The sequence below is a fragment of the Pseudoalteromonas sp. 2CM39R genome (assembly GCF_023161845.1).
The window spans coordinates 481,089-507,523 of the sequence record NZ_JALNTM010000004.1 but is presented as its reverse complement, the minus strand read 5'-3'; the positions used below and the strand labels follow the sequence as shown (position 1 = coordinate 507,523).

At 41.3% G+C, this 26,435-nt stretch carries 17 protein-coding genes and 2 tRNA genes; 12 read left to right on the top strand and 7 right to left on the bottom strand.

Translation table 11 applies throughout. The features are described 5' to 3' along the window. The first annotated feature begins 1 nt into the window (after position 1). The 3 genes from MTF66_RS12625 (at position 2) to MTF66_RS12615 (ending at position 1,525) form a co-directional block, all read left to right on the top strand. A tRNA-Lys gene (locus MTF66_RS12625) sits at positions 2–77 on the top strand. Between the two features lie 148 nt (positions 78–225). Beyond that, positions 226–1,266 (top strand): quinolinate synthase NadA, encoded by a 1,041-nt coding sequence (nadA, locus tag MTF66_RS12620; RefSeq protein WP_008466811.1) that lies wholly within the window; start codon positions 226–228, stop codon positions 1,264–1,266. Positions 1,267–1,435: 169 nt separating this feature from the next. Then, a tRNA-Ser gene (locus MTF66_RS12615) sits at positions 1,436–1,525 on the top strand. Here MTF66_RS12615 and MTF66_RS12610 read toward each other — a convergent pair. The 3 genes from MTF66_RS12610 to MTF66_RS12600 form a co-directional block, all read right to left on the bottom strand. Next, positions 1,526–3,226 (bottom strand): diguanylate cyclase, encoded by a 1,701-nt coding sequence (locus MTF66_RS12610; RefSeq protein ID WP_248527324.1) that lies wholly within the window; start codon positions 3,224–3,226, stop codon positions 1,526–1,528. 281 nt (positions 3,227–3,507) lie between these two features. After that, the gene (locus MTF66_RS12605; protein WP_248527323.1) at positions 3,508–3,897 is read right to left on the bottom strand and encodes a DUF2750 domain-containing protein; all 390 of its coding nucleotides are present in this window, start codon (positions 3,895–3,897) and stop codon (positions 3,508–3,510) included. 67 nt (positions 3,898–3,964) lie between these two features. Continuing rightward, entirely contained in the window at positions 3,965–4,543 is a 579-nt protein-coding gene (locus MTF66_RS12600; protein ID WP_008109773.1) for a TetR/AcrR family transcriptional regulator, read from the bottom strand. Between the two features lie 156 nt (positions 4,544–4,699). Here MTF66_RS12600 and MTF66_RS12595 point away from each other — a divergent pair, with 156 nt between their 5' ends. The 7 genes from MTF66_RS12595 to recD all read left to right on the top strand — a co-directional run bounded on the left by MTF66_RS12595 (position 4,700) and on the right by recD (position 19,485). Then, on the top strand, positions 4,700–5,743 hold the full coding sequence (locus tag MTF66_RS12595) for an alkene reductase (protein WP_109874847.1): 1,044 nt from the start codon (positions 4,700–4,702) through the stop codon (positions 5,741–5,743). A 196-nt stretch (positions 5,744–5,939) separates the two neighbouring features. After that, on the top strand, positions 5,940–8,213 hold the full coding sequence (locus MTF66_RS12590) for a TonB-dependent receptor domain-containing protein (protein ID WP_248527322.1): 2,274 nt from the start codon (positions 5,940–5,942) through the stop codon (positions 8,211–8,213). Positions 8,214–8,262: 49 nt separating this feature from the next. Next, entirely contained in the window at positions 8,263–9,393 is a 1,131-nt protein-coding gene (locus MTF66_RS12585; RefSeq protein WP_171043273.1) for an alkaline phosphatase family protein, read from the top strand. After that, positions 9,390–10,451 carry an alkaline phosphatase D family protein gene (locus tag MTF66_RS12580; RefSeq protein ID WP_138623023.1) on the top strand — a complete coding sequence of 354 codons (1,062 nt, stop codon included), beginning with the start codon at positions 9,390–9,392 and terminating at the stop codon, positions 10,449–10,451. Before MTF66_RS12585 ends, MTF66_RS12580 begins: the two co-directional genes overlap by 4 nt. Positions 10,452–10,617: 166 nt before the next feature. Further along, entirely contained in the window at positions 10,618–13,917 is a 3,300-nt protein-coding gene (recC, locus tag MTF66_RS12575) for an exodeoxyribonuclease V subunit gamma (protein WP_138623021.1), read from the top strand. After that, positions 13,904–17,470 carry an exodeoxyribonuclease V subunit beta gene (gene recB, locus MTF66_RS12570; protein ID WP_138623019.1) on the top strand — a complete coding sequence of 1,189 codons (3,567 nt, stop codon included), beginning with the start codon at positions 13,904–13,906 and terminating at the stop codon, positions 17,468–17,470. The genes recC and recB overlap by 14 nt, the downstream gene beginning before the upstream one ends. After that, positions 17,467–19,485 carry an exodeoxyribonuclease V subunit alpha gene (gene recD, locus MTF66_RS12565; protein WP_138623017.1) on the top strand — a complete coding sequence of 673 codons (2,019 nt, stop codon included), beginning with the start codon at positions 17,467–17,469 and terminating at the stop codon, positions 19,483–19,485. Before recB ends, recD begins: the two co-directional genes overlap by 4 nt. A gap of 13 nt (positions 19,486–19,498) precedes the next feature. On the opposite strand, the gene MTF66_RS12560 is transcribed toward recD, so the two are convergent. After that, positions 19,499–20,131, bottom strand: coding sequence for a trimeric intracellular cation channel family protein (locus MTF66_RS12560; RefSeq protein ID WP_138595260.1), 633 nt, complete (start codon positions 20,129–20,131; stop codon positions 19,499–19,501). Between the two features lie 132 nt (positions 20,132–20,263). Then, positions 20,264–21,553: an amidohydrolase gene (locus tag MTF66_RS12555; RefSeq protein ID WP_138596782.1), complete on the bottom strand. Its 1,290-nt coding sequence runs from the start codon at positions 21,551–21,553 to the stop codon at positions 20,264–20,266. Positions 21,554–21,880: 327 nt separating this feature from the next. Here MTF66_RS12555 and MTF66_RS12550 point away from each other — a divergent pair, with 327 nt between their 5' ends. Both MTF66_RS12550 and MTF66_RS12540 read left to right on the top strand, forming a co-directional pair. After that, positions 21,881–22,939, top strand: a complete 1,059-nt coding sequence (locus MTF66_RS12550) for a hypothetical protein (protein ID WP_138623015.1) — start codon at positions 21,881–21,883, stop codon at positions 22,937–22,939. Positions 22,940–23,360: 421 nt separating this feature from the next. Continuing rightward, positions 23,361–24,422, top strand: a complete 1,062-nt coding sequence (locus MTF66_RS12540) for a hypothetical protein (protein ID WP_138621195.1) — start codon at positions 23,361–23,363, stop codon at positions 24,420–24,422. 49 nt (positions 24,423–24,471) lie between these two features. Here MTF66_RS12540 and ttcA read toward each other — a convergent pair whose 3' ends face one another. Beyond that, the gene (gene ttcA / locus MTF66_RS12535; protein ID WP_010389587.1) at positions 24,472–25,386 is read right to left on the bottom strand and encodes a tRNA 2-thiocytidine(32) synthetase TtcA; all 915 of its coding nucleotides are present in this window, start codon (positions 25,384–25,386) and stop codon (positions 24,472–24,474) included. 92 nt (positions 25,387–25,478) lie between these two features. Further along, positions 25,479–26,405, bottom strand: a complete 927-nt coding sequence (gene uspE / locus MTF66_RS12530) for a universal stress protein UspE (RefSeq protein ID WP_033102686.1) — start codon at positions 26,403–26,405, stop codon at positions 25,479–25,481. Positions 26,406–26,435 lie beyond the last annotated feature (30 nt).

The following is a 26,435-nucleotide window of genomic DNA, read 5'->3' as shown; positions in this document are numbered from 1 at the left end:
CGGGTCATTAGCTCAGTTGGTAGAGCAGTGGACTTTTAATCCATTGGTCGATGGTTCAAGTCCATCATGACCCACCACTTCTGGTACACTTTCTCCGTATAATATATTTCTTAGTATCTCCCTTATTTTTATTTATAAACTGCCTGACTAGATTGCTATTATTTACCGTTCGTTTCTCGTATAATTTGCGCTATTAATTGCACTGTAAATAAAGTGGTCGAGAACATGAGTTTAGCTCAAACTATTATGCCTGAAGGTTATATTTTCCCTCCTAAGCCGGCACCGTTAACACAAGACGAAAAAGGCGAATATAAAGCGCGTATAAAACAATTACTGCAAGAGAAAAACGCGGTACTTGTTGCTCATTATTACACTGATCCTGAAATTCAAGCACTTGCTGAAGAAACGGGCGGCTGTGTAGCCGATTCACTCGAAATGGCGCGTTTTGGCGCTCGCCATGAAGCCGATATGATCATCGTCGCGGGTGTACGTTTTATGGGTGAGACTGCTAAAATTTTAACCCCTAACAAAACCGTGGTTATGCCAACACTTGAAGCGACTTGTTCATTAGATATTGGTTGCCCAGTGGATGAGTTTTCAGCGTTTTGTGATCAACACCCAGACCGTAAAGTGGTAGTGTATGCTAACACTTCTACCGCGGTTAAAGCGCGTGCTGATTGGATAGTTACCTCATCGTGTGCACTTGAAATAGTAGAGCACTTAGATGAGCAAGGCGAAAAAATCATTTGGGGCCCAGATAAGCATTTAGGCAGTTATATTCAAAAGAATACTGGCGCCGATATGATCATGTGGAACGGCGCATGTATTGTACATGATGAGTTCAAAACCAAAGCGCTAAAAGACTTTAAAGTCTTGCATCCAGATGCAGGCGTATTGGTGCATCCAGAATCACCAGCTGAAATTGTTGAACTTGCTGATGCTGTTGGCTCTACTAGCCAGCTTATTAAAGCAGCGCAAACTATGCCTAATAAAAAGTTTATCGTGGCAACCGATCGCGGTATTTTTTATAAAATGCAGCAACTATGCCCAGATAAAGAGTTTTTTGAAGCGCCAACGGCTGGTAGCGGCGCTACATGTAAAACTTGCGCTCACTGCCCTTGGATGGCAATGAACGGCTTACAAGCGATTGAGGAGGCACTGATTGATGCCAGCGGTAAAGAAGTGTTTGTTGATATGGATTTGCGTGAAGGCGCACTTAAATCATTAAATCGCATGCTAGACTTTACAGCCAATATGGCAAAATAATAAATAGCAATATAATGCATTAGATAAAGGCGATACTCAGGTATCGCCTTTTTATTTGCTTATGAGTAGTTAGTTTGATTATTGAGCAGTTAAAAGCATGATGTTAAAAAGGCCTTGCACCAAGCAAGTGTATTTCATACTATAGCGCGCTGTTGCAAAGCAACATTGTGGAGAGATGGCTGAGTGGCTGAAGGCGCACGCCTGGAAAGTGTGTTTAGGTTAATCCCTAACGAGGGTTCGAATCCCTCTCTCTCCACCATTATTCTATATTAGGACGTCTCAGGACGTCCTTTTTTGTGCCTGTAATAAAGTTAAGCGTGTTGGCTTTTACTTGGCGTTTGTTTTTACGCTGATGTTTTAATGTATACATTCGTTGGTCGGCTAAAGTTAAGCAGGCTTTGTAGTCATTACATTCCTCACTACTTGCTAAGCCATAGCTCACGCCTGATAACGGCCAATGTTTTTGAACTTGTTGATGAATATAGTTTAATGACTCGTTTATGCTCAGGATGAGTTGGGCGAGCTGTTGTGCTGATTTGACGTTACACACACAAATAAACTCATCACCGCCGGTTCTGCATACCTCGCCTTTGTCGGCTAACGCATTTTGTATTAACCGCGTAACCTCAATGAGTAGCTTGTCACCGTGAGCATGACCTAGGTGATCGTTAACGCTTTTAATATTGTCGCAATCTATAAACACTATGAGATAAAAATTATCTAAGTTATCAAGTATTTCTTGTAATTGCAGCCGGTTTCCTACTTTGGTGAGTGGGTCTATGCGTGATAGCTCTAGCGCTTTTATAAAATTATTTTGCTTTATTTTTAGCCATTCAGATAAAGAAAGTAAAATACAGATACAATCAATGGCCAGAGCAATAAGCACCCATAATTCAGGTGAACTTATTTCTATTAAATTTAGGTGCGATAAAATAAAAATAACTAAGGACAAGCTATAAACAAGATTGCCAGTTAAAAAATATTTCGCTCTAAAGTCCTTCATCCCCAGCATTGTAAAGCCAAGCTTTAAGCTTAAATACACCCAAATTGCAGCGAGGAAGTGAGCTAAATAGAAGACCCAATGAAAGGGTAAAAAGAGGTTTAAAAAACCACAGGCAAGTGCCGTTATGGAAAAGTATTTTAAAAATCGGCTAATACCAGTACGGGTATGTTGGTCAAAGTTAAATAAGTAATAGGCAAATGAGCTGGCACAAGCAATAGCGAAAGCAAAAATATACATACCAAAGTAATGGGTATTAATTGCGTGGTAATTAAAAAGTAACGCAACTATCCCCGCCGCGAATGCCCAGCCAATGCCGTGTAACCCTATATAACCTGCACAAAATAACGCCACGCGATGTTGTGTTTTAAAAAACATTATTAAGGCCATGCAGGCCAAGGTTAGCATTATCGTAATAGACACTAAGCTTAATGAATTGATATAAAACTGAAGTTTAACAAAAGCAGATTGAGGTATAACGTTAATGCTAACAGGTTTAGCAAAGTGCTTAGCATTAATATAAAGCCATAAAACACCGTGTGAATTAGCTTCTAGCTGTAATTCAAAAGCTTGACTGTGCATTACAATGGCTGATTGAGTGACGCTATTTTGTGAAAAATCAGCGATTTTTCTGATCCCACTAGTATCTTGATAAAAAGCAACGCCACTATCTAAATAATTAATTTGGGGGATTATATACCAGCGTCCTGCACTCGTTGTGGTTAAACTAATTTTTGCTATTGCACTGCCATGGGCACTATACAGCGAAGTGACGGGAGTACTTACATTGTGATAGGCATTAACGAGTTGCTCACCTTGGGTTGGTTTAGCTAAATCTACTTGATGCCACATAGCAGACTTTAGTTGTAAGCTGTCATTTTGATTTAATGCTACAGCAAAAGCATTAAAACTAATGGTTTGAAATAGTAAACAACATATAAAATTGAAAGTGTACCGCATGTAATACCTAAGTTAGTGACCGGTAAAAATTGTACTGCATTTTTAACAGAATAATTATAGTTATGACCGCTTTAGCGTATTTTTGCTTTTTAGTTACTAACTTTAATCACTAAACGGTGAGCTGTTATTATAAAAATATAGTTAATGATTAATTAAAGGGTTAATAATTTATTTAGTTTGGCTATTGTATGACTGCTTTTAGTGATGGTTTATATTTGAAGGATTGCTAACAACAAGAAGGTAATTAAAAAGCCATTTGTCAAAATGGCTTTATGGGCAGTTTAATATTTTTTTGGTTTAGCATTGAGCTGCGCTTGAAATTCATCAGGAAATAAAATTGTGCCGTCGTCTTCTTCGGTAGGGAACACGGCAACTAGTAAGTCGTCTTCTTCAAGGCCTGGCGTCCAGCGGCTAAACCAATCTGCTGTTAGAATTGCTTTAGGTGTACATCCTTCCCATTCACCGGTTGCCCATGCTTGTGCAAAATCACGGGTTGGCCATACGGGTACGCAATCGTCGTCTTCGTTAGTGAGCATTACGCAGCCGTCGTCATCGTTTAAAATCCACACTTGCTTAAACTGTTGCACAGTTTCGTACATGTATGCGAGTCGTTTTTTTGCGCCAAGGCCTAAAATTACGTCGTCTTGCTTTGATAAATTGTCAGTGGTCATTTTTGGCTCTCTCTCACTGTGGGGGGGAATACAAAAGGCAGCGACATACTGCGCTTTAAAATTAAGTTTAGCTAATGGCTGCAAGCAGCTCGTCGGCTAGCTGGTTTAGTGCGTCAGGGTCTTGATTTGTTAATGCATAAGTGCGCAATCCATAAATACCCATAACACAAAATCGTGCTAGCTCTATGGCACTTCGCCCATTGGTAATTTCTTTGTTATCTATCGCTTTTTGTAATTGCTGCGCAAAGGCATGCTCGTACGCCGTTAAATTAGTACGTAATACGTGGCAAATTTGTGGATCGTTACCCTCTACCTCGCTAATGCTTTTTGTAAGCAAGCACACTTTAGTTGCTTCGCCGTCGATACATTCTTGCACAATGATATTAAGGTATTGTTTCAGCGTATCTAAAATACAATTACTGTGCTCAAACAGCGCCGTAAATTGTGTATTGCGATCGGTTTGGTATTGCTCCGTAGCGGCTAAAAAAATGCCTTTTTTATTACCAAATGCCCCATACAAAGAACCCGGATGTAAATGGGTGGCTTGAGTCAGTTTTTGCATACTGGTTTTTGCATAGCCATGAAGCATAAACATGGCCATAGCTTGGCGCAGTACAAACTCTTTATCAAATTCTGCAGTTCTCATAATGACTCTTTTAGTGGAGAGAGTAGTAATGAATAAATTTATTTTTCTTAGGCCTAGGTGGAGTTTACGCAATCTTAAACAAAGTTTCAAAATTATACTTGAATATTCATTCAAGTGACCTTATCTTGAATGTACATTCAACAAAGGATAAATATTATGTCGATTGACTTACTTTCACCTTTTAAATTAAATAACAGCATAGAACTGCAAAACCGCGTACTTATGGCACCATTGACCCGTTGTATGGCAGATGACAATTTAGTGCCAACACAAGCCATGGTTGATTACTACGCTCGCCGTGCTGATGTAGGCTTAATTATTAGTGAAGCCATTATTATCCGTGCTGATGCTCAAGGTTATCCAAACACCCCTGGGCTTTTCACTAGCGAACAAATTCAAGGTTGGAAAAAAGTCACTGATGCAGTACATGCCAATGGCGGAAAAATGTTTGCACAACTATGGCATGTTGGCCGTGTAGCACACCCTCACTTTTTTGGTGGTGATGTTTTGGCGCCATCGGCAATAGGGGTTGAAGGTTCAGTACCGCGTATGCGCGAGCTCACTTATGTTACGCCAAAGCCTGTAACTACAGACGACATTAAAGGCTTAGTGGCTGACTACGCTAAAGCCGCAGAAAATGCGATGGAAGCGGGTTTTGACGGCGTAGAAATTCACGGTGCTAATGGTTATTTAATTGACCAATTTTTACATTATGCGGCAAATGAACGTGATGACGAGTACGGGCAAACACCAGAAAACATGTCTCGTTTTGCACTGGAAGTAACCGATGCAGTTATTGATGTTGTAGGCAATGAGCGTACCGCTATGCGTTTAACGCCAGGTGCTTATTTTAATATGAGCGAAGACAATCGCGATAAAGCAGTATTTGACTACTTATTACCAGAGCTTGAAAACCGCAAGTTAGCTTATTTACACGGCGGTATTTTTGACGACAGCATGCGTTTTGATTCACTAGAAGGTAAATCAACCTCTGAATTTTTACGAGCTGGTTATGCAAGTACCTTAGTGGGTGTAGGTAGTTATAGTTTTGAAACTGCGAAAGAAGCGATTAACGACAATAAATTTGATTTAATTGCTATTGGTCGCCCGCTTATAGCTAACCCAGATTACATTAGCAAAATTAAAAACGGCGAAGAAGTCACAGCTTACAGTGATGACATGCTAGCTGAATTGAAATAGCAGCTAATTTTTTAAAAAATAATATAGCACTCATGGGCAACCGTGAGTGTCTTTTTTTATACATTTATTTGCCATAATTTACTCATAATTGTTTAATCTTGCTGTCAATAAAGTTCCCCCTCGTTGTCATATTTAAAAAATAGACTGTGCCCGCTTTCATAATTACCTTTTATAATTAGAATCAAACGGGACAACAATGTACGCTTTAAAAAATAAATCGATTTTGAGCATGGCTGTGGCCATGGCGGTATCAACTTCAGCTTATGCTAACGATAACGTGATAGAAGAAGTAACCGTTACTGCAAAACCAACCAGTTATGCAAACAACGTTATTGAACCTGCCATGCTTGAGCAACAAAGCTCGGTATCGAGTGTGTTATCAGTAATAGATAACTTACCTGGCATTAGCATAAACGAAGGCGACGCATTTGGCGGCGACGATTGGTCAACAACTATTACCATGCGTGGTTTTAGTATCGACTCAAACCAGCAGCAATTAGGTATGACGGTAGACGGTATTCCTAATGGCGGTTCAAATTATGGCGGTGGTGCTAAAGCGAATCGTTACCTAGATAGCGAAAATCTTGTCACCGTGGAAGTAGGTCAGGGCACTTCAGATATTAAATCAGCCTCGTTAGAGGCGCTAGGTGGTACTTTTAACTTTGTAAGTAAAGCGCCTAGCTTTGAAAAAAGCACCACTTTTGCATATACCTCAGGCAGCCATGACGCAAGTCGCTATTACGTTAAACACGAAACTGGCACCATTTTTGATAATACTCAAGCGTATGTGAGTTATTCGCAAACCGATACTAGCCGCTGGATTGGCTCGGGCAGCAATGGCGGGAAAGATAACCAACATGCTGAAGCGAAATTTGTCACCACCCTTGATGAGTTAACTATAACAGGGCGTTTATCTTACGATGATGTAAGCGAGACGAATTATAATAGCGTGAGCTTGGCACAATTTGAACAAACTCCAGATTGGGATCAACTAACATGGAACTGGACAGGCGTTCCTCACTTTGACCAAATGTTTGCAGAAGGTTGGGGCACGCTGCGTGAAAACACTCTAGGGTATTTAAAGTTTGAATACGCGATTTCACCCATCTCATTGTTAACCGTTAGCCCGTATTACCATAAAAACTCAGGCCGAGGTGATTGGATCCCTCCTTATTTAACGTCTCCTGTAGATGAAAATGGTAACCCAACCACAGAAGGTGGCACAAACGCAGGCTCTTATGGCTTTACAGATAGTAATGGCAACCCACTTGCTCCCAACGCAGGTTGCACAGCAAGCTTAAACTGGCCGTGGGAGTCGGGCCCTGAGCTCAATCCTGCATGTTACGATGCTGATGCCACGCCTGTTATGTCTTATCGTCATACACATTATAATAAAGATCGTTTAGGGATAACTGCTAATTATCAAGCGACCTTTGGCATGCACGATATTGAAGCGGGTTTTTGGTATGAGCAAAGTGACCGTGATGAGTCGCGTGATTGGCATAAAGTTATAGATGCGCGCATTTATCATCACTTTGATAACACCCCATACTGGACGCAATACAAAAACACCTTTGAAACCGATACCCTTAAATGGTACGCCCAAGACTCAATGGCATTTGGCGACTTAACCCTTAATCTAGGGGTTAAAAAGTACTTAGTAGACATAGAAAAGTATGACCATTATCAAAATGCGACAACAGCTAAAGTAAACAGTGATTCAGACCTTCTATTTAGTGGCGGTATTTTATATCAGCTAAATAGTAATACTGAGTTATTTACCAGCTACAGCGAAAACTTTGCTGCCATTAAAGATGGTGTGCTTGAACGCGACAGCTCTGATTTATCAGCTATTGAGCCAGAAACCGCAGAAAATATTGATCTAGGTGTACGCTATCAAAATAATGCACTTAAGCTAACGGCAACGGCCTATTCAATTGAATTTGATAACCGTATTACCTTTATCGCACCAGGCAGCGACACGGGGGGTATTGATTACACCATAGGTACTAACGGCTCGTACCTAAATGTGGGCGGTATTGAATCGACAGGTTTAGAGCTGTCAGCAAGTTATATGCTTAATAATGAGTGGAATGTATATAGCTCATACACCAATAATAGCTCTGAATACAAAGGCGATGCGCCAGGCTTTGAAGCAGGAGGCAAAGTAATTGATTCAGTAGATGATTTATTTGTGCTTTCAACCGATTATTACAGCGGTGATTTCCGCTTTGGTTTATCGGCTAAATACACTGGCGAGCGTGGCGATGTAGATAGCTACACCGTGGTTGATTTAAATGCAGGCTACGCAGCTGAAGTTAATGCTGGCCCCTTCAAAGCAATTGATATTGCTTTTGTGGTTTACAACATTACTGATGAAAGCTACCTAGCGGGCGGCACAGGCAATGGAAGCACTTACTTTATTGGCGCCCCACGCACAGCAGCCGTGACGTTAACGGCCACGTTTTAAAACGTAATTAAGCCCATCATTGATGGGCTTTTTATTAAACGAGGTGTGTATGCAAACAATAGTAACAATACTAATAATCGGTTTGGTTTTACTTAACAGTCAGGCGGTTTTGGCAGCACCGCAAAATGTGGTGTTGGTAACTTTAGATGGGGTACGCTGGCAAGAAGTATTTAATGGTGCCGATAGCAAGCTGATTAATAATAAAGAATTTGTTAAGCAACCAGCACATTTAAAGAGCCAGTTCTGGCATGAAAACCCGCAACAGCGTCAACAATTGCTAATGCCATTTTTAACTCAAACTATCGCAAAGCAAGGCGTTATTATTGGCGATAGAGCTAAAGGCTCAACTATGTCGGTGAGTAATCCGTGGTATTTTTCATACCCTGGGTATAACGAAATTCTCACTGGCGAAGTGGATGAAAGTATCAACAGTAACGACAAGGTATTCAACCCAAATAAAACCATTTTAGAGCGTTTAAACGCCCAGCCTGAATTTAAAAAAAGCACCGCGTTATTTGGTAGTTGGGATGTGTTTCCTTACATTGTAAATACTAAGCGCAGTAAGGTGCAGGTGAATGCGGGGTTTATGCCCGTTGCTGATGATTTATTTGCTGACGCAGCGCTACTTAATGCGCTACAAACAGAAATACCCAGCCCATGGCACAATGTGCGGCTTGATAGTTTTACCTATCGATTTGCCAAGGCGTATATGCTGGCGAAAAAACCAAGACTATTGGTGATTAGTTTGGGAGAGACTGACGATTTTGCTCACGATGGCCATTACGATGCTTACTTAAAGTCGGCCAAACAAAGCGATGCATTTTTAAAAGATTTATGGCAAACCATTCAAAGTACCCCAGGTTATAAAAATAATACGACGTTAATTGTTACTACTGATCATGGCCGTGGAAGTCATGCCAGTGATTGGCAGCATCACAGCTCTCGTCGAGCATTGCTAGAGCTTAACCTAGGTGCAGATGTGTTTCCTAACGGCGTAGTAGGCTCTGAGCATATTTGGCTGGCAGCTATTGGCCCTGCAATTAAAAATAACGGCTTAATTAAAACTAAAAACGAGCTTAAACAAGCGCAAGTTGCCGCCACCGTTTTAAAAGCACTTGGGCAAAATCCACACATAATTAACCCTAATATGGCACCGGCTATTAACGAGATTTTAAAATGAAACAGTTACTAAAAACCCTTAAGCATTTTGCACTGTCACTGACTATTGTGATTAGTAGTGGAGCAATGGCTGCGCCGTCTAAAATATTATTTGGCTCGTGTGGGCATCAAGATAAAGACATTCCTATATTTAACGCCATTAACAAAGAGCAGAGTGATTTATTTATATTTTTAGGGGATAACATCTACGGCGATACTAACGACATGACTGTGCTTAAAAATAAATACCAACGCCTTGGAGCAAAGCCAGGCTTTAAAGCACTACGCGCACAAACACCAATAATAGCTATGTGGGATGATCACGATTATGGTCAAAATGACGCGGGGAAAGAGTATCCGCATAAAGAAGCATCGCGGCAAATCATGCTCGATTTTTGGCAAGAACCGGCAAACTCAAAACGCCGTACCCGTGCTGACGGCATTTATACCTCGTACATGTATGGCGAAGGCGAGCAAACCGTGCAGGTGATCATGCCAGATTTACGCTTTAATCGTGACACACTTAATTCTGTTAGCGAGATTGAGTATTACACCAAGCGTAAAGCAAATAACCAAGGCCCGTACAGTCCAACTGAAGTTAAAGGCGCATCAATGCTAGGGGAAGCACAGTGGCAATGGCTTGAAGCCGAGCTTAAAAAGCCAGCGGCAATAAAGCTAATAGCGTCAAGCTTGCAGTTACTGCCAGATTTTACCGGCTGGGAGTCGTGGGCAAATTTTCCTGAGGATCGAAACCGTTTATTTGCGCTAATTAAAAAACACCAAGTAAATGGTGTGATTATTATTAGTGGCGATACTCACTGGGGCGAGATTTCAAGGTATCAACATAACCTTGATTACCCGCTTATTGAAATGACCAGCTCAGGTCTGACAGAAAAGTGGAAAGACGTTAGCCCTAACCAGCATCGTGTGGGTAATTACACACATAATGTTAACTATGGTGATTTAGGCATAGACTGGCAACAAGTCGACCCTGCTATTTCATTAAAACTTAAAGGCATTGATGGCCAAGTTATTATGCAAAGTGATTTTAGTCTTTCAAGTATTAGTCCTTATAAATAGCATCACCATTTAAATAATAAACGCACTGCGGTTAAAGCTGTGCGTTTAAAAGTTCATCTATCGGCGGGCTAACTTGCTGATTTATTAACGTCAATGTCCCCTTAGCGCTACCGCTTAAATTGAAAATATCTTACACTGGCTTTATCTCAAGTAAGGCTGGTATCGTATGCTCAATATTATTCAATCAAACCGAATGGAAGCCCTGCAAGCGCAGTTTCATCAGCTATTAAAAGTAAACCCATTGCAAAGCCCATTTGATAAAGAAGTGGTGTTAGTGCAATCGCCGGGTATGTCGCAATGGCTTAAAATCGGTTTAAGTGAAAATTTAGGTGTAGCTGCACAGGTAGACTTTCCGCTACCGTCGAGTTTTATTTGGCAGTTGTATCAGCAATTACTGCCAAACGTGCCTAAAGAGTCGGCCTTTAACAAACCTAACCTTGCTTGGAAATTATTTGCCATTTTACCCCAGTGCATAAATGAGCCGCTGTACTTACCGCTTAAAACCTATTTAGAGGGCGATATTGACGGCCAAAAAACCTTTGCTCTATGTGAAAAAATAGCCGATGTGTACGACCAATATTTGATGTATCGCCCCCATTGGATAGCCAAATGGGATAGTGGCACCGATGAGCTTGATGATGTTGATATAACGATTGCGCCTTGGCAACCCGATTTATGGCGTCGTATCGTCAAATTAAGCAAACAGCTAGGGCAAAGCCAATTTCACCGTGCCAATATGCAAGGGCAGTTACTCATTGCACTTGAGAGCATGGATAGCGCCTTATTACCAAAACGTATTAGCTTATTTGGCATATCGGCGATTGCTAGCTCGCAGCTTGAGGTGTTTGAAGCCTTGAGTAAAAAAACTGAAGTATTTTTATTCTTTTTTAACCCTAGCGAGCATTACTGGGGCGATATCATTGATGAAAAAACAGCCGCTAAAATCACCGCTAAATACGCAAAAATGCCGCTGCTGGAAGCGCAGCAAAAAAAGCACACCAACCCCGATGAGGAATACTATTTTATTGGTAATCCGCTGTTATCGTCGTGGGGCAAACTCGGCCGTGACTATTTTGAGCAACTAGTGCAGCTTGATGCCCGCTGGATTGATGGCTTTATAGATGCATTTGACGACAGCTTACTTGGCCAAGTGCAAAGTGAAATTTACCAACTTGCCTTTAAAGGTGAGTCGCTCACCGATAATAAAGAATGGTTTATTAACGACGAGGGCAAGCTGCCCATAACTGCAAACGATGCAAGCATTACACTTAGCGATTGCCATACACCGCTTCGAGAAGTAGAGCGTTTGCACGATTACTTACTTAATTTATTTAATCAAAATCCAGCGCTTACCCCGAAAGACATCATCGTGATGATGCCCGATGTTGGTACCTACAGCCCTTACATTGAAGCGGTTTTTGGCGGTGCACAAGGCAGTCGATTTATACCTTATGCGCTAGCTGATTTAGCCATAGAGCAAGAAAAACCTGTACTGAGTTCGTTTGCCAGTTTGGCTAACTTACCGTTTTCGCGCTTCGGCGTGTCGGATATTCTCGATTTATTACAGGTTACCCAAATTGCTGAAAAATTTGGCTTAGAAGCACATGAATATGAGCAAATTCAGTATTGGTTGGAGCGCGTTGGCGTTAAATGGGGTGTAAACGCGGAACATAAAAGTAGCTTTGATTTACCCGCAATTGAGCTTAACACTTGGCAACATGGCTTAAACCGGTTACTACTGGGTATTGCCATGCGCGATGAACAATGCCCATTTAATGGTATTTATAGTGCCGATGAGGTTGAGGGCATGGCACTCGATACACTTAATAAGCTGGTACATTTTATTGATGTGCTGCAAGACTTTAAAGCTAAGCTCACCCCCGATGACACACTCACCAATAAAGCCCAAATTTTAAATGAGCTGCTCAATACTATTTATGAAAGCGAAAGCGACGACAGTTGGGATTTATTAGTGCTGCAAAAAGTACTCGAAGATATTGGTAAGCACCACGATAACGGTGATTACAGTGAGGCCGTGTCGCAGCGCATTGTTAGCTATTTAATTAAACAAGGCATACAAGAAAAAGGTGTCGGCCAACGTTTTTTAGTGGGGCAAGTGAATTTTTGTACGTTAATGCCAATGCGCGCCGTGCCGTTTAAGGTAGTGTGTATGTTAGGCTTGAACGATGCCGATTACCCACGTACCGTGCAGCCTATCGGGTTTGACTTAGTACCTTACTCTAAAAAGCAAAAAGGTGATCGTTCACGAAAACTCGATGACCGTTACCTCTTTTTAGAAGCACTTCTCAGTGCCCGAGATAATTTATATATGAGCTACATTGGCCGATCATGTTTTGACAACCAGCCGCGCATGCCATCAACGCTTGTCAGTGAATTGTTAGAATACATAGGTCGCAGCTTCAAACTTAGCGAACCCAGTGATAAATCCTTGCCAGATTGTCTTATTAGCCAACAACATTTACAACCTTTTAATAGTCAGTATTATCTGCCAGCTAGCGCTGAACAGGCAGGGCTTAACAACCACAGCTATAACCCAATTTGGCTGCCTAGCGAGGCCATTGAGCCAAAAGCAATTACTACGCTTGATGTAACGCCTCCAGAGCTACTTGATCTTGATGTGTTTATTCGCAGTGTGTGCCATGCCCAAGAGAGCTTTTATCAGCAAAGCTTAGGGTTACGTTTGCCGCAATTTAACGACATAGCCAAAGATGAAGAACCGTTTAGCTTAGATGCGCTGCGCCGTTATTTTTACCTTGATGAAATACTTGAAGCTAATATTAACGATATCCCACTAAGTACCGAACAAATACTGCAGCGCGGTGAGTTGCCGCAAGCTCATGTTGGTAGCTTAATTTATGAAAGCATGCAACATCGCGTTGATGCGCTTGCAGGGCAAGTAAAACAACAAATAAAAGCGGGTAAAAGCGAACCGATAGAAGTATTACTATCACTTGAAAACACCACCATTGAAGGCTGGCTAAACCATGTGTATATGCAAAAACAAGTGTTTTATCGCAGTGCCAGTATTAAAGCTAAAGATTTAATTAAAGGCTTTATTTATCACCTTGCTGCACAAAGCATGCAACAAGAGGTTGAAACCTTATTGCTGGGTTTAGATAAGCAAATAAGCTTTGCCCCAATGAGTAAAGCCGATGCCGATTTACTGCTTGCAGATTGGTTTGCGCTTTATAAAGAATTACGCAACAAGCCCGTGGCGTTTTTTCCGGTAAGTGGTTATGAATACGTGAAAAGCGGTGATGATATGGCAAAAGCCAACAGTAAATTTAGTCCACAGTATATTGGCCGAGGCGAGGGGGAAAACCCTTATATTCGTTTAACGGTGCAATCACTTAATGACTGCCAAGACGAATTTATACATTGGAGCGATAAGCTACTCGCCCCATTATTTGAGCACGCCAAGGAGAGTGACTATGCAAGCGCTTAATCCACTCACTATGCCATTATCAGGGCAAAGCTTAATTGAAGCCAGTGCTGGCACAGGTAAAACCTACACGATCACGGGTTTGTATTTGCGTTATTTATTGGGTATGCAAATACCCGGTGAGCTAAATACGCCATTGAGTGTTGAGCAAATTTTGGTAGTAACCTTTACCGATGCCGCCACGCAAGAAATTAAAGACCGTGTTCGTAGCCGTATTATTGCTGCGCGTGATGCGTTACTGGGGCAAGTACCCAATGATGAGCTAATTGAGGATGTAATAGCGGGCGTTGATGACAAGCACCGTGCATTTGACTTACTCGATGCCGCAGCTAAATCAATGGACGAAGCAGCTATTTTTACCATTCATGGTTTTTGTCAGCGAATGCTAAAGCAGCATGCGTTTGAATCCGGTGTGGCATTTAACTTAGAGTTCATTTTAGATGAGCGCGATATTCTGCTTGAAACCATAAAAGACTTTTGGCGCGCGTTTGTATACCCACTTAGTAAAGAAAAAACAGATGCGATTTTAGCGGTATTTGCCGCGCCCGAATCACTATTTAGTCATGTAAGTAGTATTTTAAATAAGGCGAACGCAGAGATAACCCCGCAAGTTAGTTTAGATGCGGTATGGCAAGCGCGAGATGAATACTTGGCGCGTATTCCTGCCTTTAAAAAAGCGTGCCTAGAGCAAGAGTTTATTGGCGCTGTTAAAGCATCCGATTTAAGTGGTTCAAAAACACCTGGGCGAAAGGGCAGCCTTGCTGCACTTGAAGCATTTTGCTTAGGCAATGATGACTTTTTTGAATTTGGTACCAGTAAGTATTCGTTTGAGGTGTGGAGTAGCGAGAACTTAAGTAATGCCGCTAATTATAAAAAAAATGGCACATTACTGACGCATCCACTTATTAGCCAATTCGATGCCTTAGCCGCACTTAACAACACCATCAACCAAGGGTTAAAAATTGCGATAGTGCAATATGCGGCGAGCTGGGTAAAAGCGGCCATAGTTAAACGCAAACAAGAACAAAGCGTGATCACCCCTGACGATTTACTGACTAATTTACACAGTGCCCTAAAGAGTGAACAAGGTGATGTGCTCGCACAAAAAATAGCGCAGTTATTTCCGGTGGCAATGATAGATGAGTTTCAGGATACCGATCCGATTCAGTACGGTATTTTTAGTAAAATTTATGCTCAAAGCAATACCACTTTAGCTATGATAGGCGATCCTAAACAAGCAATTTATGGGTTTAGGGGCGCAGATATATTTACCTACATTGGCGCAAAAGAAGCGGTAGATGAGCCACAACAATTTACATTGGGCACTAACTTTCGCTCAAGCAGTGATATTGTAAATAGCGTAAACAGCTTATTCAGTAAATACGACAACAGCTTTATTTATAACGATGCCATTCCCTTTAATAAAGTGAAAGCCAAGGGCAAAAAAGCAGATGAGTCGTTTTTAATTGACGGTAAACCTGCCAACGCGTTTGAGTTTAATGTGTTTGTAGATGAAGCCGGCGATGAAAAAAATAAGCCGACCAGTAAAGGCGTAGGGCAAGCACATTTAGCCACCCATTTTGCTAATAAAATAGTTACTTTACTTGAGCAAGCAAGCCAAGGTATTGCTTGTATTGGCGCTAACCCTGTCAGTGCTGCTGATATTTGTATTTTGGTGCGCGACCGCGTTGAAGCACAAATAATGAAGCAAGCGCTGAGTAAAGCTAATATTGCCAGTGTGTATTTGTCGCGCGACAGTGTATTTAGCCAAGAGTTGAGTCATCACTTGCTCAATTTTTTAACGGCTTTGCATGGTCAGTACGATGAGGCGTTACTACGCGGTGTATTAGCTGGCCCGTTATTTTGTTTAAGCTATAACGATATTTTTGCTCTAGCCGATGATGAAAATAGCTGGCAAGAACACCTAAACTTTTTTGCTCAACTTAGCCATATTTGGCATAAGCAAGGGGCAATGGCAATGCTCGAACGCTTACTGAGTCACAATCAGCTCAGTGCCAAATGGCAAGGCTTGGGCTATAACGTAGAACGTTGGCTTACCGATTTTAGACATCTTGGCGAAATACTGCAGCAAAAACAAATAGAGCTTGAAGGGACACTTCGTTTATTACGTTGGTTTGCGCAAAAGGTGAGCCAGCAAGATGGCGAAACAGTGCAAGTTCGCTTAGAAAGTGATGCGAACTTAGTTAAAATTGTGACTATGCACGCTTCTAAAGGGCTTGAATACCCATTGGTATTTATGCCATTTGCCAGTGGTTATCGTGAAACTAAAGACGCGCTTTATCATCAAAATGGCAAGTTGATTTACGATTTAAGTAAAGACGAAGACGCCCTGCAAAAAGCCGAACAAGAACGTTTAGCAGAAGACTTACGTTTGCTTTATGTGGCACTGACCCGAGCAGTGCATTTTTGTTCGCTGGGCGTTTATAACATTTCTCAAGGGCAAAGTAGCCGTTTAGCAATTCAAAGTAGTGCGCTGGGGCATGTGTTGTTCTCAGGGTTAGAGATAAGCAGTAGCCAAGTGTGGCGCACCCATTTAAGTGAATTTTGTGAGGCTAATCATGCTATGCAATACCAGCAATTTACCTCAGGCGAATTACATGAGCAGGGCATACTTCGCTTAAAAAATAGTGACACTAAACAGCACGATTTACTTATTAATACAGTAACGGCGCAGATTGAACGTGACTGGCGAGCAACTAGCTTTAGTGCTTTGAGCTTTAAAAAGCATGCTGATCAACTTGCTCCAGGGCGCAGCGATGAAGATCATCAAAGAGATGAGTTTGCCGTGCAGCAAGATGAACTTCCTTCACCGTATAGCTTTCCAAAGGGCGCTAAACCAGGGAGTTGCTTGCACGAAATATTTGAGCAGCTTGATTTTACCAGTCCGGTAAATCATCCCACGAATATAGAGCAAAACTTAACGGCTGTGATTGAGCGTGCTTTTGAAAAGTACCATATCGATGAGCAATGGCAGCAAATTACCGAACAATGGGTACTCGATGCACTTAATTGCCCGTTAAACAGCGAGAATAATTTAAGTTTGAGCCAATTAGCGCCAAGTGACTGTTTAGTAGAAATGGAGTTTAATTTACCGCTTAGCAGCCTCAGTGCCCCTAAGCTTAATGAAGTGTTAATTAAACATTTTGGTTTTAACCAAAGTAAACTTGAGTTTGCCCATGTTAAAGGGTTACTAAAAGGCTTTATTGATTTAATTTTTTGCTATCAAGGCAAGTATTATATTTTAGATTATAAATCGAATTATTTGGGCAGCACCCCCGCCGATTATGTGCCTGAGCAGCTAGAGCAAGCAATGACCAGCCACCAATATCATTTACAGTATTTAATTTATACCGTAGCGCTGCATCGCTTGCTTAAACAGCGAATTCCCGATTATTCAATAGAGACGCATTTAGGCGGTGTTTATTATACTTTTTTACGCGGTATGCCAGCAGGTGAGGGAGTGTACTTTAAACAGCTAAGTGCAGATCAAGTCGTTATTTTAGATGGCTTGTTTAGCCAAGGAGCCATGCTATGAGTGATTTAAATCAACAACCGGGTTTGTTTGATTACTTAGATGATGCGCCTTTAGATGAACCTGTGCTCACAACAGCACAGCCAACGATGCAGGCCAGCGAAAGTATTAAAGTCGTGCCGTTGCTAGCGTATTTAACAAACGAACATAGAGTGCGAGTGGTTGATGTAAAACTGGCTGAATTACTCAGTGGCACAAACGCACAGCAAGGGTATGACGACCTCTTTTATATAATCTTAATGCTGTGTTTATCGCAACAAAGCCAGCATAGCTGTTTAACCCTAACAGAGGTTGATTGGACTAATCCGTTTAATTTACGTCAAAGCGACTTTACTAAACTAGAGGGCACACAGCCTGATACTCTCAGCCCATTTAGTAATGACTTTACGACTGAGGCAGCAATACGTTATTTACTCTCACATCATAGTGTTGGGGAGCAAAAGCCGCTGCAATTGTTTAATCACCGGTTATATTTTTCTCGTTTAGCAGGCTATGAACAAACCCTTGCCCAACGATTACTGACAATGAGCGAACGACAACTTAACATTGATGATGCAGTACTTGCTCAGTTATTAACCCGCTACTTTCCTGATGATCCGAGTATTGACATTGATTGGCAAAAAGTAGCGTGTGCGATTGCCGCCACAAAAGGTTTTAGTGTGATCACGGGCGGGCCTGGCACCGGTAAAACCACCACGGTGACAAAGCTGTTAGCGATTTTACAATCGTTATATCAAGCGGCGCCATTGAGCATAAAATTAGTAGCACCCACAGGTAAAGCAGCGGCACGGCTAACAGAGTCAATTTTAGGGGCTAAAAATAAGCTTAGTGAAATACCAGATGATATTAATTCGTTGATCCCGCAAAGCGCGCAAACCATTCATCGTTTGTTGGGAGTTAAGCCATTTACCAATAAATTCCGGCACGATAAAAGCAATCCGTTGCATGTTGATGTATTGATTATTGATGAGGCCAGCATGGTCGACTTATCACTTATGGCTAAATTAATTGAGGCCTTGCCAGATCATGCACGATTGATTTTACTCGGCGATAAAGACCAACTTGCTTCGGTTGATACTGGCAGTGTAATGAGTGATTTATGCCAAGGGTTAGTGCTTGGACAAACACCGCGTTATTCAAAAGTACGCTGTGAGCAATTGAATACGCTGTGCTTTAATGGCGCTGTTAAACTCAAAGCGCAAAGTCAAAGTGAGTTTAAACTCGCTGACTGCATTGCCTTTTTACAACATAGCTATCGGTTTGATGCAAAAAGTGGCATAGGTCAATTGGCGCTGGCGGTTAATACCAACAACCGTGGGGTATTAAACTATGTTGAACAACAAAGCAGCGAAGGGCATTTTAGCGATATTATTTTAGACTATGATTTTGTTTCCACACCGATTGAAAAGTTAGTAAATAGTGCCGCAAGTCATTATGCTAATTACCTAACCCTGATAGCGCAAGATGCCAGTGTTGCGCAAGTGCATGCAGCTTTTGCCAGTTATCAGTTACTTGCTGCGGTACGTGAAGGCGATTATGGTGTTAATAGCTTAAACCAGCGTATTGAACGGGTATTACAGCAGCAAAGTTTAATTAGCGTTAATCCTAATCAGCGGCATTATATAGGGATGCCGATAATGGTTAGTCAAAACGACTATCAGCTAAAATTATTTAATGGTGATATAGGGATTTTAATGCCCGATGAAAGCGGTCAACTCAAGGCACTGTTCATTGATGAGCAAGGGAATGAAAGGGCATTTTCACCCGCACGGCTTCCGGCGCACGATAAAGTGTATGTAATGACCATTCATAAATCCCAAGGCTCAGAGTTTAGTTATACCGCAATGGTATTACCACCGCTCAAGCAGGCGAGTATCGGTATTAATAGGCAATTAGTGTACACGGGAATTACCCGCGCAAAACAGACCTTTGAGCTTGTGGCAGATAAAAAAGTGCTGCAACTGGCCATGGGTAAAAGTGTATCACGGGCGTCAGGCTTGTATGAGCGATTAGTGTAAAGCCATACTTATACTAATCTCTTATTTTTGGAGTTCGTTTTCTAAATAGGTTGGGTTGCCAGCCAAAATGCAGTGCGCCTAATCTTAGAAAAACGGTTACCAATAATGAGCCTATAATGCACCATAAATAAGGGACATCCAATAAAAATAGCGCGGCATAGGTTAAGCCTCCTGCAAAACACGCGGTGGAGTAAAGTTCTTCGCGCATCACCAGTGGTACTTCTCTACAGATCACATCACGTATTAAGCCGCCAAATATACCCGTCGTCATTCCCATTGTAAGCGCAACCACCATGGTCGTGCCTTCAATGAGCGCTTTTTCAATACCGACCACATTAAAAATAGCCATACCGATGGCATCAACCAGTAACATGTAATAGTTAGACACATCAGGTAAGTGGCGAATAAACATAACGGTGACAAAAATAGCGCCATAGGTGGCATATAAATAATCGGGGTTGGCTATCCAAAATACAGGTTGGTTAAGAAGAATATCTCTGAGCGTGCCTCCGCCTAACGCAGTGACTGAGCCAACAACGACAACACCAAATCCACCAATATCTTTGTCGTGGCCTAATAATGCACCTGAAATTGCAAAGAATGCCACGCCAATAAGGCTTAAAAAATTAAAATACTCTGCTGTCATTGAGGTGTCCTTACCAAGTTGAGAATTTATATTAGATATTAAAGGTAAGTGATTGGGGATTTATATTAGCTGAATAACACTGTCTATAATACAAGCACAAGGTTATTAGCCCAGTGCTTGTTATGCTGGTTCTTATTGTAAGTAGTCTACGACCAGTTGAGATAATGATTCTACGCCAAGTTGTAATGCGCTTTCGTCAACATAAAACTGAGGTGAATGATTACTTGGTGCCGTTTTAGCGTTTTGATCTTTTGGAGTAACACCTAAAAAGTAAAACAGCCCAGGGGTTTCTAATGCATAATAGCTAAAGTCTTCTGCACCGGTAATTAAATCTGTGGTAATAATGTTGTCAGCACCTGCAATACGGGCAAGTGTAGGGGTCATTTTTTGGGTCAGTGCAACATTATTTACTGTTACAGGGTAGCCGTGATCTATATGCACATCAGCTTTAGCCCCCGCGGATTCGGCAACCAGTTCAGCGGTTTTAGCTAAACGTTTTTTAATATCGGCACGCATCGTTTGATCAAAGGTTCTAATTGTACCAATAAGCTCTACATTATCGGGGATAATATTTGAGCGTATGCCGCCGTTAATCGCGCCAAATGAAATAACAGAAGGCGCTTTAGTTACATCTACCTGGCGAGAGGCAATTGTTTGAGTTGCCATTATAATTTGTGATGAAGCAACAATGGGATCTACGCCATTCCAAGGGCGTGAGCCATGAGTTTGACGACCCGTTACGTTAATTGTGAAAGAGTCTTCACTGGCCATTAGAGGCCCTTCTCTAAAGCCAATTTGACCAGTATTAAGTGAGCTGGTGACATGCAAGCCAAACACCGCTTCAGGTTTTTGTTTAAATAAACCTTCTTTTAGCATTAGCTCTGCGCCTCCTTCTTCTCCTTCGGGGGCACCTTCTTCAGCCGGTTGAAATACAAACAGTACGTCACCCGCTAACTGATCTTTAATTTTTACCAGTGACTCTGCTACGGCCATTAGAATAGCAACATGAGTGTCGTGCCCGCAGGCATGCATAACGCCTACTTCATTACCACGATAGGTTGAGGTTTGTTTAGAGGCAAAGGGTAAATCAACTTGTTCGGTAACGGGTAAAGCATCCATATCGGCACGAAGGGCGATTAAAGGGCCTTTCTTACCACCGCTTAATTTAGCCACAACACCGGTATGCGCAACGTCGGTTTGTACTTCAAGACCCAAAGATTTTAAATGGTTAGTAATGTACTTAGCGGTTTCAAATTCGCGATTACTCAGCTCTGGATATTGATGCAAATGGCGACGCCATGTAATGACTTTTTCACTTACACTTTGTGTTGCTTGTTCAAGTTGGGTGTTAATACTACTAGCAAAACTAGGCGCTGAAATTGCTGTAAATAAAACACTGCCAAAAATTATTTTTTTTATCATTTTAATTCCTTGGTTTTTATCGTGTGTAATTAACTTACGCTATTACATCAATAAAAAGTAGTGTTGTTTAATAGTTAACCACAGTTAAAAGAAAGTTTATTGATACTGCTTAAGAAGGGGATAAATCTATTTTGTTTAACACAATAGTTTGGCGCTTTTGTCGTATTTTAACGCAAATATTTAGCTTTAACGGTGAAAATGATAACAAAATGTTGCATTTTTTAAATTTGTTCCCAATACTGGTCAATGCACTGCTTTTACCATGCACTGACAACAGCGTGTAACAAGCTAAGCATAATAAAAATATTCAATCAGTTAAGGATTAATATGAACAACACACACACTTTTAAACGCGCGACTTTATTTGCAGCAGCAATAGGGCTCTTAATGAGTTTTTCTGCGCTTAGTAAAGAGTATAAAGTAGTTTTAATTCATGGTTTGCAAGTATCCCAGCTTACCAATAAAGCAGGTAGTGATGTAGTAAACGATGGCCAAAGCTATTGGCAGTCTTATTGGGTAAACCGTGCCGACGAGCGCATTGACTGGCCTGCGTATGAACGAATAGAAGGAAAAATTACTACAGATTGGGTATGGCCCAAGCTACAACAGATCTCTCGCTCAAATTTATGCGAGCCAGGCTGCGTGTTTGTAACCCACTCTACCGGTGACTTAGTAGCCCGATATATTATAGATAACCAAAAAAACTGGCTAGAAAACGCGGGTTTAAAACCGCTTAATATTATTGCTACCTTTGATTTAGCAGGTGCTGGTGGCGGTAGTGAATTAGCCGACTTAGCGGTGAGTGCGTTAACCGGCGCATCGTGGAATTTTGCTGTAGATGCTGCATTAACTTGGTGGCTAGGCAGTGAGGTTAATGAAGCGGTAGGTGTTTTACATGATTTAAAAGTTAATAATGCACGTAGAATCGCGCCATTACCTGATGCGCGCACTCCGCGTTTACGTTTTGTGGCCGATGGTAATGCTTACTTAGGTTTAACGGCTGGCTTTTTACGTGGTAACGATGATTCGGTAGTCGCTACTCACTCATCATGTGGCGCAAGCTCGGTAAGCTCATTTGGTAGTTGTAGTGCCAATATTGACACCAATGGGCGTTTAACTTCACAAGGTGATGCTGTTAGTAGCTTCATGCCATACCATTATCCATTAATGATGACTAACAATTACAGCCATAACGAAATTCAACAAGCGCAGCACCAAGGTAATGTAACGGTGGCAATGAATAATATTAGCGTGGCTGGCGATACATTAGGATATGAAACTGTCGATGAAACTACCGGTAGTTGGTTTTGGAAAAAACAATACCGTTATGTAAAAGACTCTGATAATTTGAGTGCTTCAACGCTCATATATAATGTGATCCCATAAAGGTGATTGTGCGTGCGGCTTTATATGCTGCACGCTTTTGATACCAATTCGCTTTATGCAGTTATTTATTTTTAGGTAAGAAAACCTGAATGCAAATAGCAACAGGTTATCGCTCTAACAATGATTAACTGCTAGGGTCTGTTGACCTTTGCGGATTACAATTTGTTCAAACTAGGGGCGGTTTAATCGCGGCGCGAGGTTTGTAACCTAGTGGGCTAAGTCAAAACCGAGCAACAAAGAGTAAATCGCCCCTAGGCAGAACCCGAAGGGCTGCGCCTGTTTGGTATTGATGCTGCGTTATCGCCTATTTATGGGGAATAACCACACCACATAGGCTCTGCCTTGCCTAAATACCAAACAGACTGCTGCAAATTCAACCTTGAAAGGTCAACAGACCCTAGTATTTATAGGATAAATAACAATGAAAAAATCCTACGTTATTGTTTTAGTAATAATAGTTACCGGCTTGATGTGGTTTTTAGGTAAAGGCAATGCTAGTTATTCAGCTTCGCAAACAACAGCTAAAGAGCATAAAAAAACACCTGAATTTGTTGCTATGCCGGTAAAAAAAGAGGCATCAGCAGTTAAATCAAGCATAAAAAAAATGCCTAAAGAGCAGCATGAGTTTAATGAAGATATAGCTAAAGCAGCATCGGCGGTGGCGCAGCAATATCAACAAAACTTAGTATTCCCGCCTTATTCGCAACCTTTAACGGTATATGATGAAGACCGGCTAAAGCCAAATCAGTTTTTCCCGGTTACTAGCCCAGTAGGAGAGCAAGGCGGGGAGTTAACCTTAAGTTTATCTCAATATCGCTATGTATATCCGCAAGCAATTGAATTAACCATAAGCGCACAAAATTTAGGTAAAGCACAGGTAACACTCAGTGATACGGATACTAAACAGCCGTTAAAAACACACAGTGGTGTTGCTCGAGGCAATGAACTTGTAATTACGTTTAAAGGTGAGGAAGACTATCCTCGCAATTTACAGTTATTAGTTGAAGCCAACATTGCGGGTAAAATGGTCCCTGTGGTGGCACAAATACAATATATGCCGCCTAGTGCAACCCTAACTAGCTTTGATAACGCATATCCACGTAATGATAATATGATAGTGCCTGCTAACTTAACAGTGATAAAAAGTGGCTTATATCGCCTAAGAGCTAACTTATACAGTGGTACTTCGCCATTAGCACATTTAGTTGCTAAAGCTCGTTTAAATGAGGGCAGCGAACAAATTGATTTTAAAGCGCATTGGTCTGTTTTGCCTAAGCAAACGAATGATTTGCGGTTGAGCGACTTTGTTATTGAACGTATGTCGCCAAGCCCAGGTGAGCGAAACAGCTTTGGGCAAAGTAAAGTGAGTGAGTTTACTATTGAAGATTTTGCTTACGATAGCTTACAGCAGCTGCCTTATCAGGCGAATAAACAAGAAATGCAGAGTTTAGAGTTTTTACAAGGATTAGCTGCCGGTAAGTAGCAGCATAGAGCAGAGTGAAGGGTTTGCATTACTGCAAACCCTTAAAAAATTAGCTTAAATTAATAGTAACCACGTCGGCTTGGTCTGTTTCATCTTGTTCAGGATTAACCGGCGCTTTTGGAATATCTGGTTTATCTAACGCGATATCTCCACCATCAATAACGTCACCGGTTTGCAGATTAGCAAAATCAAACAATTGGTTATCAGCTAAATGCGAAGGTACAACATTTTGCATGGCAGTAAAAATACTTTCTATACGCCCTGGGTGCTCTTTATTCCATTGTTCTAGCATGTTTTTAGTGTGCTTACGCTGTAAGTTTTCTTGTGAGCCACATAAGTTACACGGAATAATAGGGTAGCCTTGGCTAAATGCGTATTGGCTAATATCGGCTTCTTTACAATAAGCCAACGGGCGAATAACCATGTGCTCGCCGTTATCACTCATTAGTTTAGCTGGCATACTTTTGAGTTTTCCGCCGTAAAACATATTTAAAAACAAGGTTTCTATCATGTCATCGCGGTGATGACCTAAAGCTATTTTTGTGGCGCCTAGCTCTTTAGCCGTACGATATAAAATACCACGACGCAGACGAGAGCAAAGTGAGCACGTTGTTTTACCTTCAGGAATAATATCGGTAACAATACTGTAGGTATCTTCTTCGACAATTTTGTATTCAATATTTAAATTATCAAGGTATTCAGGCAGTACATGCTCAGGAAAGCCTGGTTGCTTTTGGTCAAGGTTAACCGCAAAAAGGTCAAACTTAATAGGGGCAACACGCTGTAAATGTTGCAGCATATCGAGCATAGTGTAACTGTCTTTTCCGCCAGATAAGCACACCATGATACGATCACCTTCTTCTATCATGTTAAAATCCATGACAGCTTGACCTGTGAGGCGGCGTAAACGCTTTTGAAGCTTATTTAAGTTGTGTTGAGCTTTGGCTTGAGCAGAATGAGACACTACGCCCCCTTATAAACAGTACGGCAAAATTAATTGCTAAAAATAAAGGGGCGTATTATATGCCATATGTAATATCACAGCTACAGCAAACGTTAACTTTCTGCGAGTGGACTTACATAGCCGTCAGGTTTCAATGCAAGTACATCACAATCGAGGCTGTCAATAACATGCTCAGCGGTGTTACCCACTAATGCAGCACTTAAGCCGGTACGTCCCACAGTGCCAATAACCACTAACTCACTATTTAAACGATTTGCAACATCCGGTATCACATCTTCTGGCAATCCCTCTTCAATAAAGCATTGATCAGAGGTTAGGTTAAACTCGTTAGCTAGTTCATTGGTTGATTCAATATGATGTTTTTTAACTGATTCATTGTAAAGCCCAGGGTTAAATTCTGGGATTTCTATCGCAATATTTACTGGTGTAGCAGGGTAGGCATTGACTAAGTTAAGTTTAGCATTAGCCAGTTCACATAAAAATTGTGCATCTTTAATTATGCGTTTATTAAGTGATAAGTGCTGCTCATTTTCACTGACTGCATTTACTGCAGCTAAAATATTCCCCTGTGCTGGCCATTGCATATCTTTGACAAATAAAACGGGCGTTGGGCATTTTCTTACTAAATGCCAGTCTGTAGGAGTAAAAATGACCGCTTTAAGCGTACCGTGTTGATGAGTACCTTTGATAACCAAGTCGTATTTATCATTGATAACGGTATTAATTATTGCCTCGTATGGGCGATTATGCCAAATAACTTGAGTATCAATATTAATATTTTGATAAGGAGAGATTAGATCTTTAAGCCATAGCTCGCGATCTTTGAGGACGGCTTGACGCATTGCTTCACGTTCATCGCCTGATAACATAGTGGTCATTTCGTAAGAAAAATCGTAAACCGTCATAAAGGCGGTAATGCTCGCACCCGATTTTTTGGCTAAATCTATTGAACGCGCGAGGGCATTTTGATCGTCTTTAGTTGGGTCAATAACCGCGATAATACGTTTAATCGTTTCCATTGTGCTACTCCATTCACTTAACAGTTATAC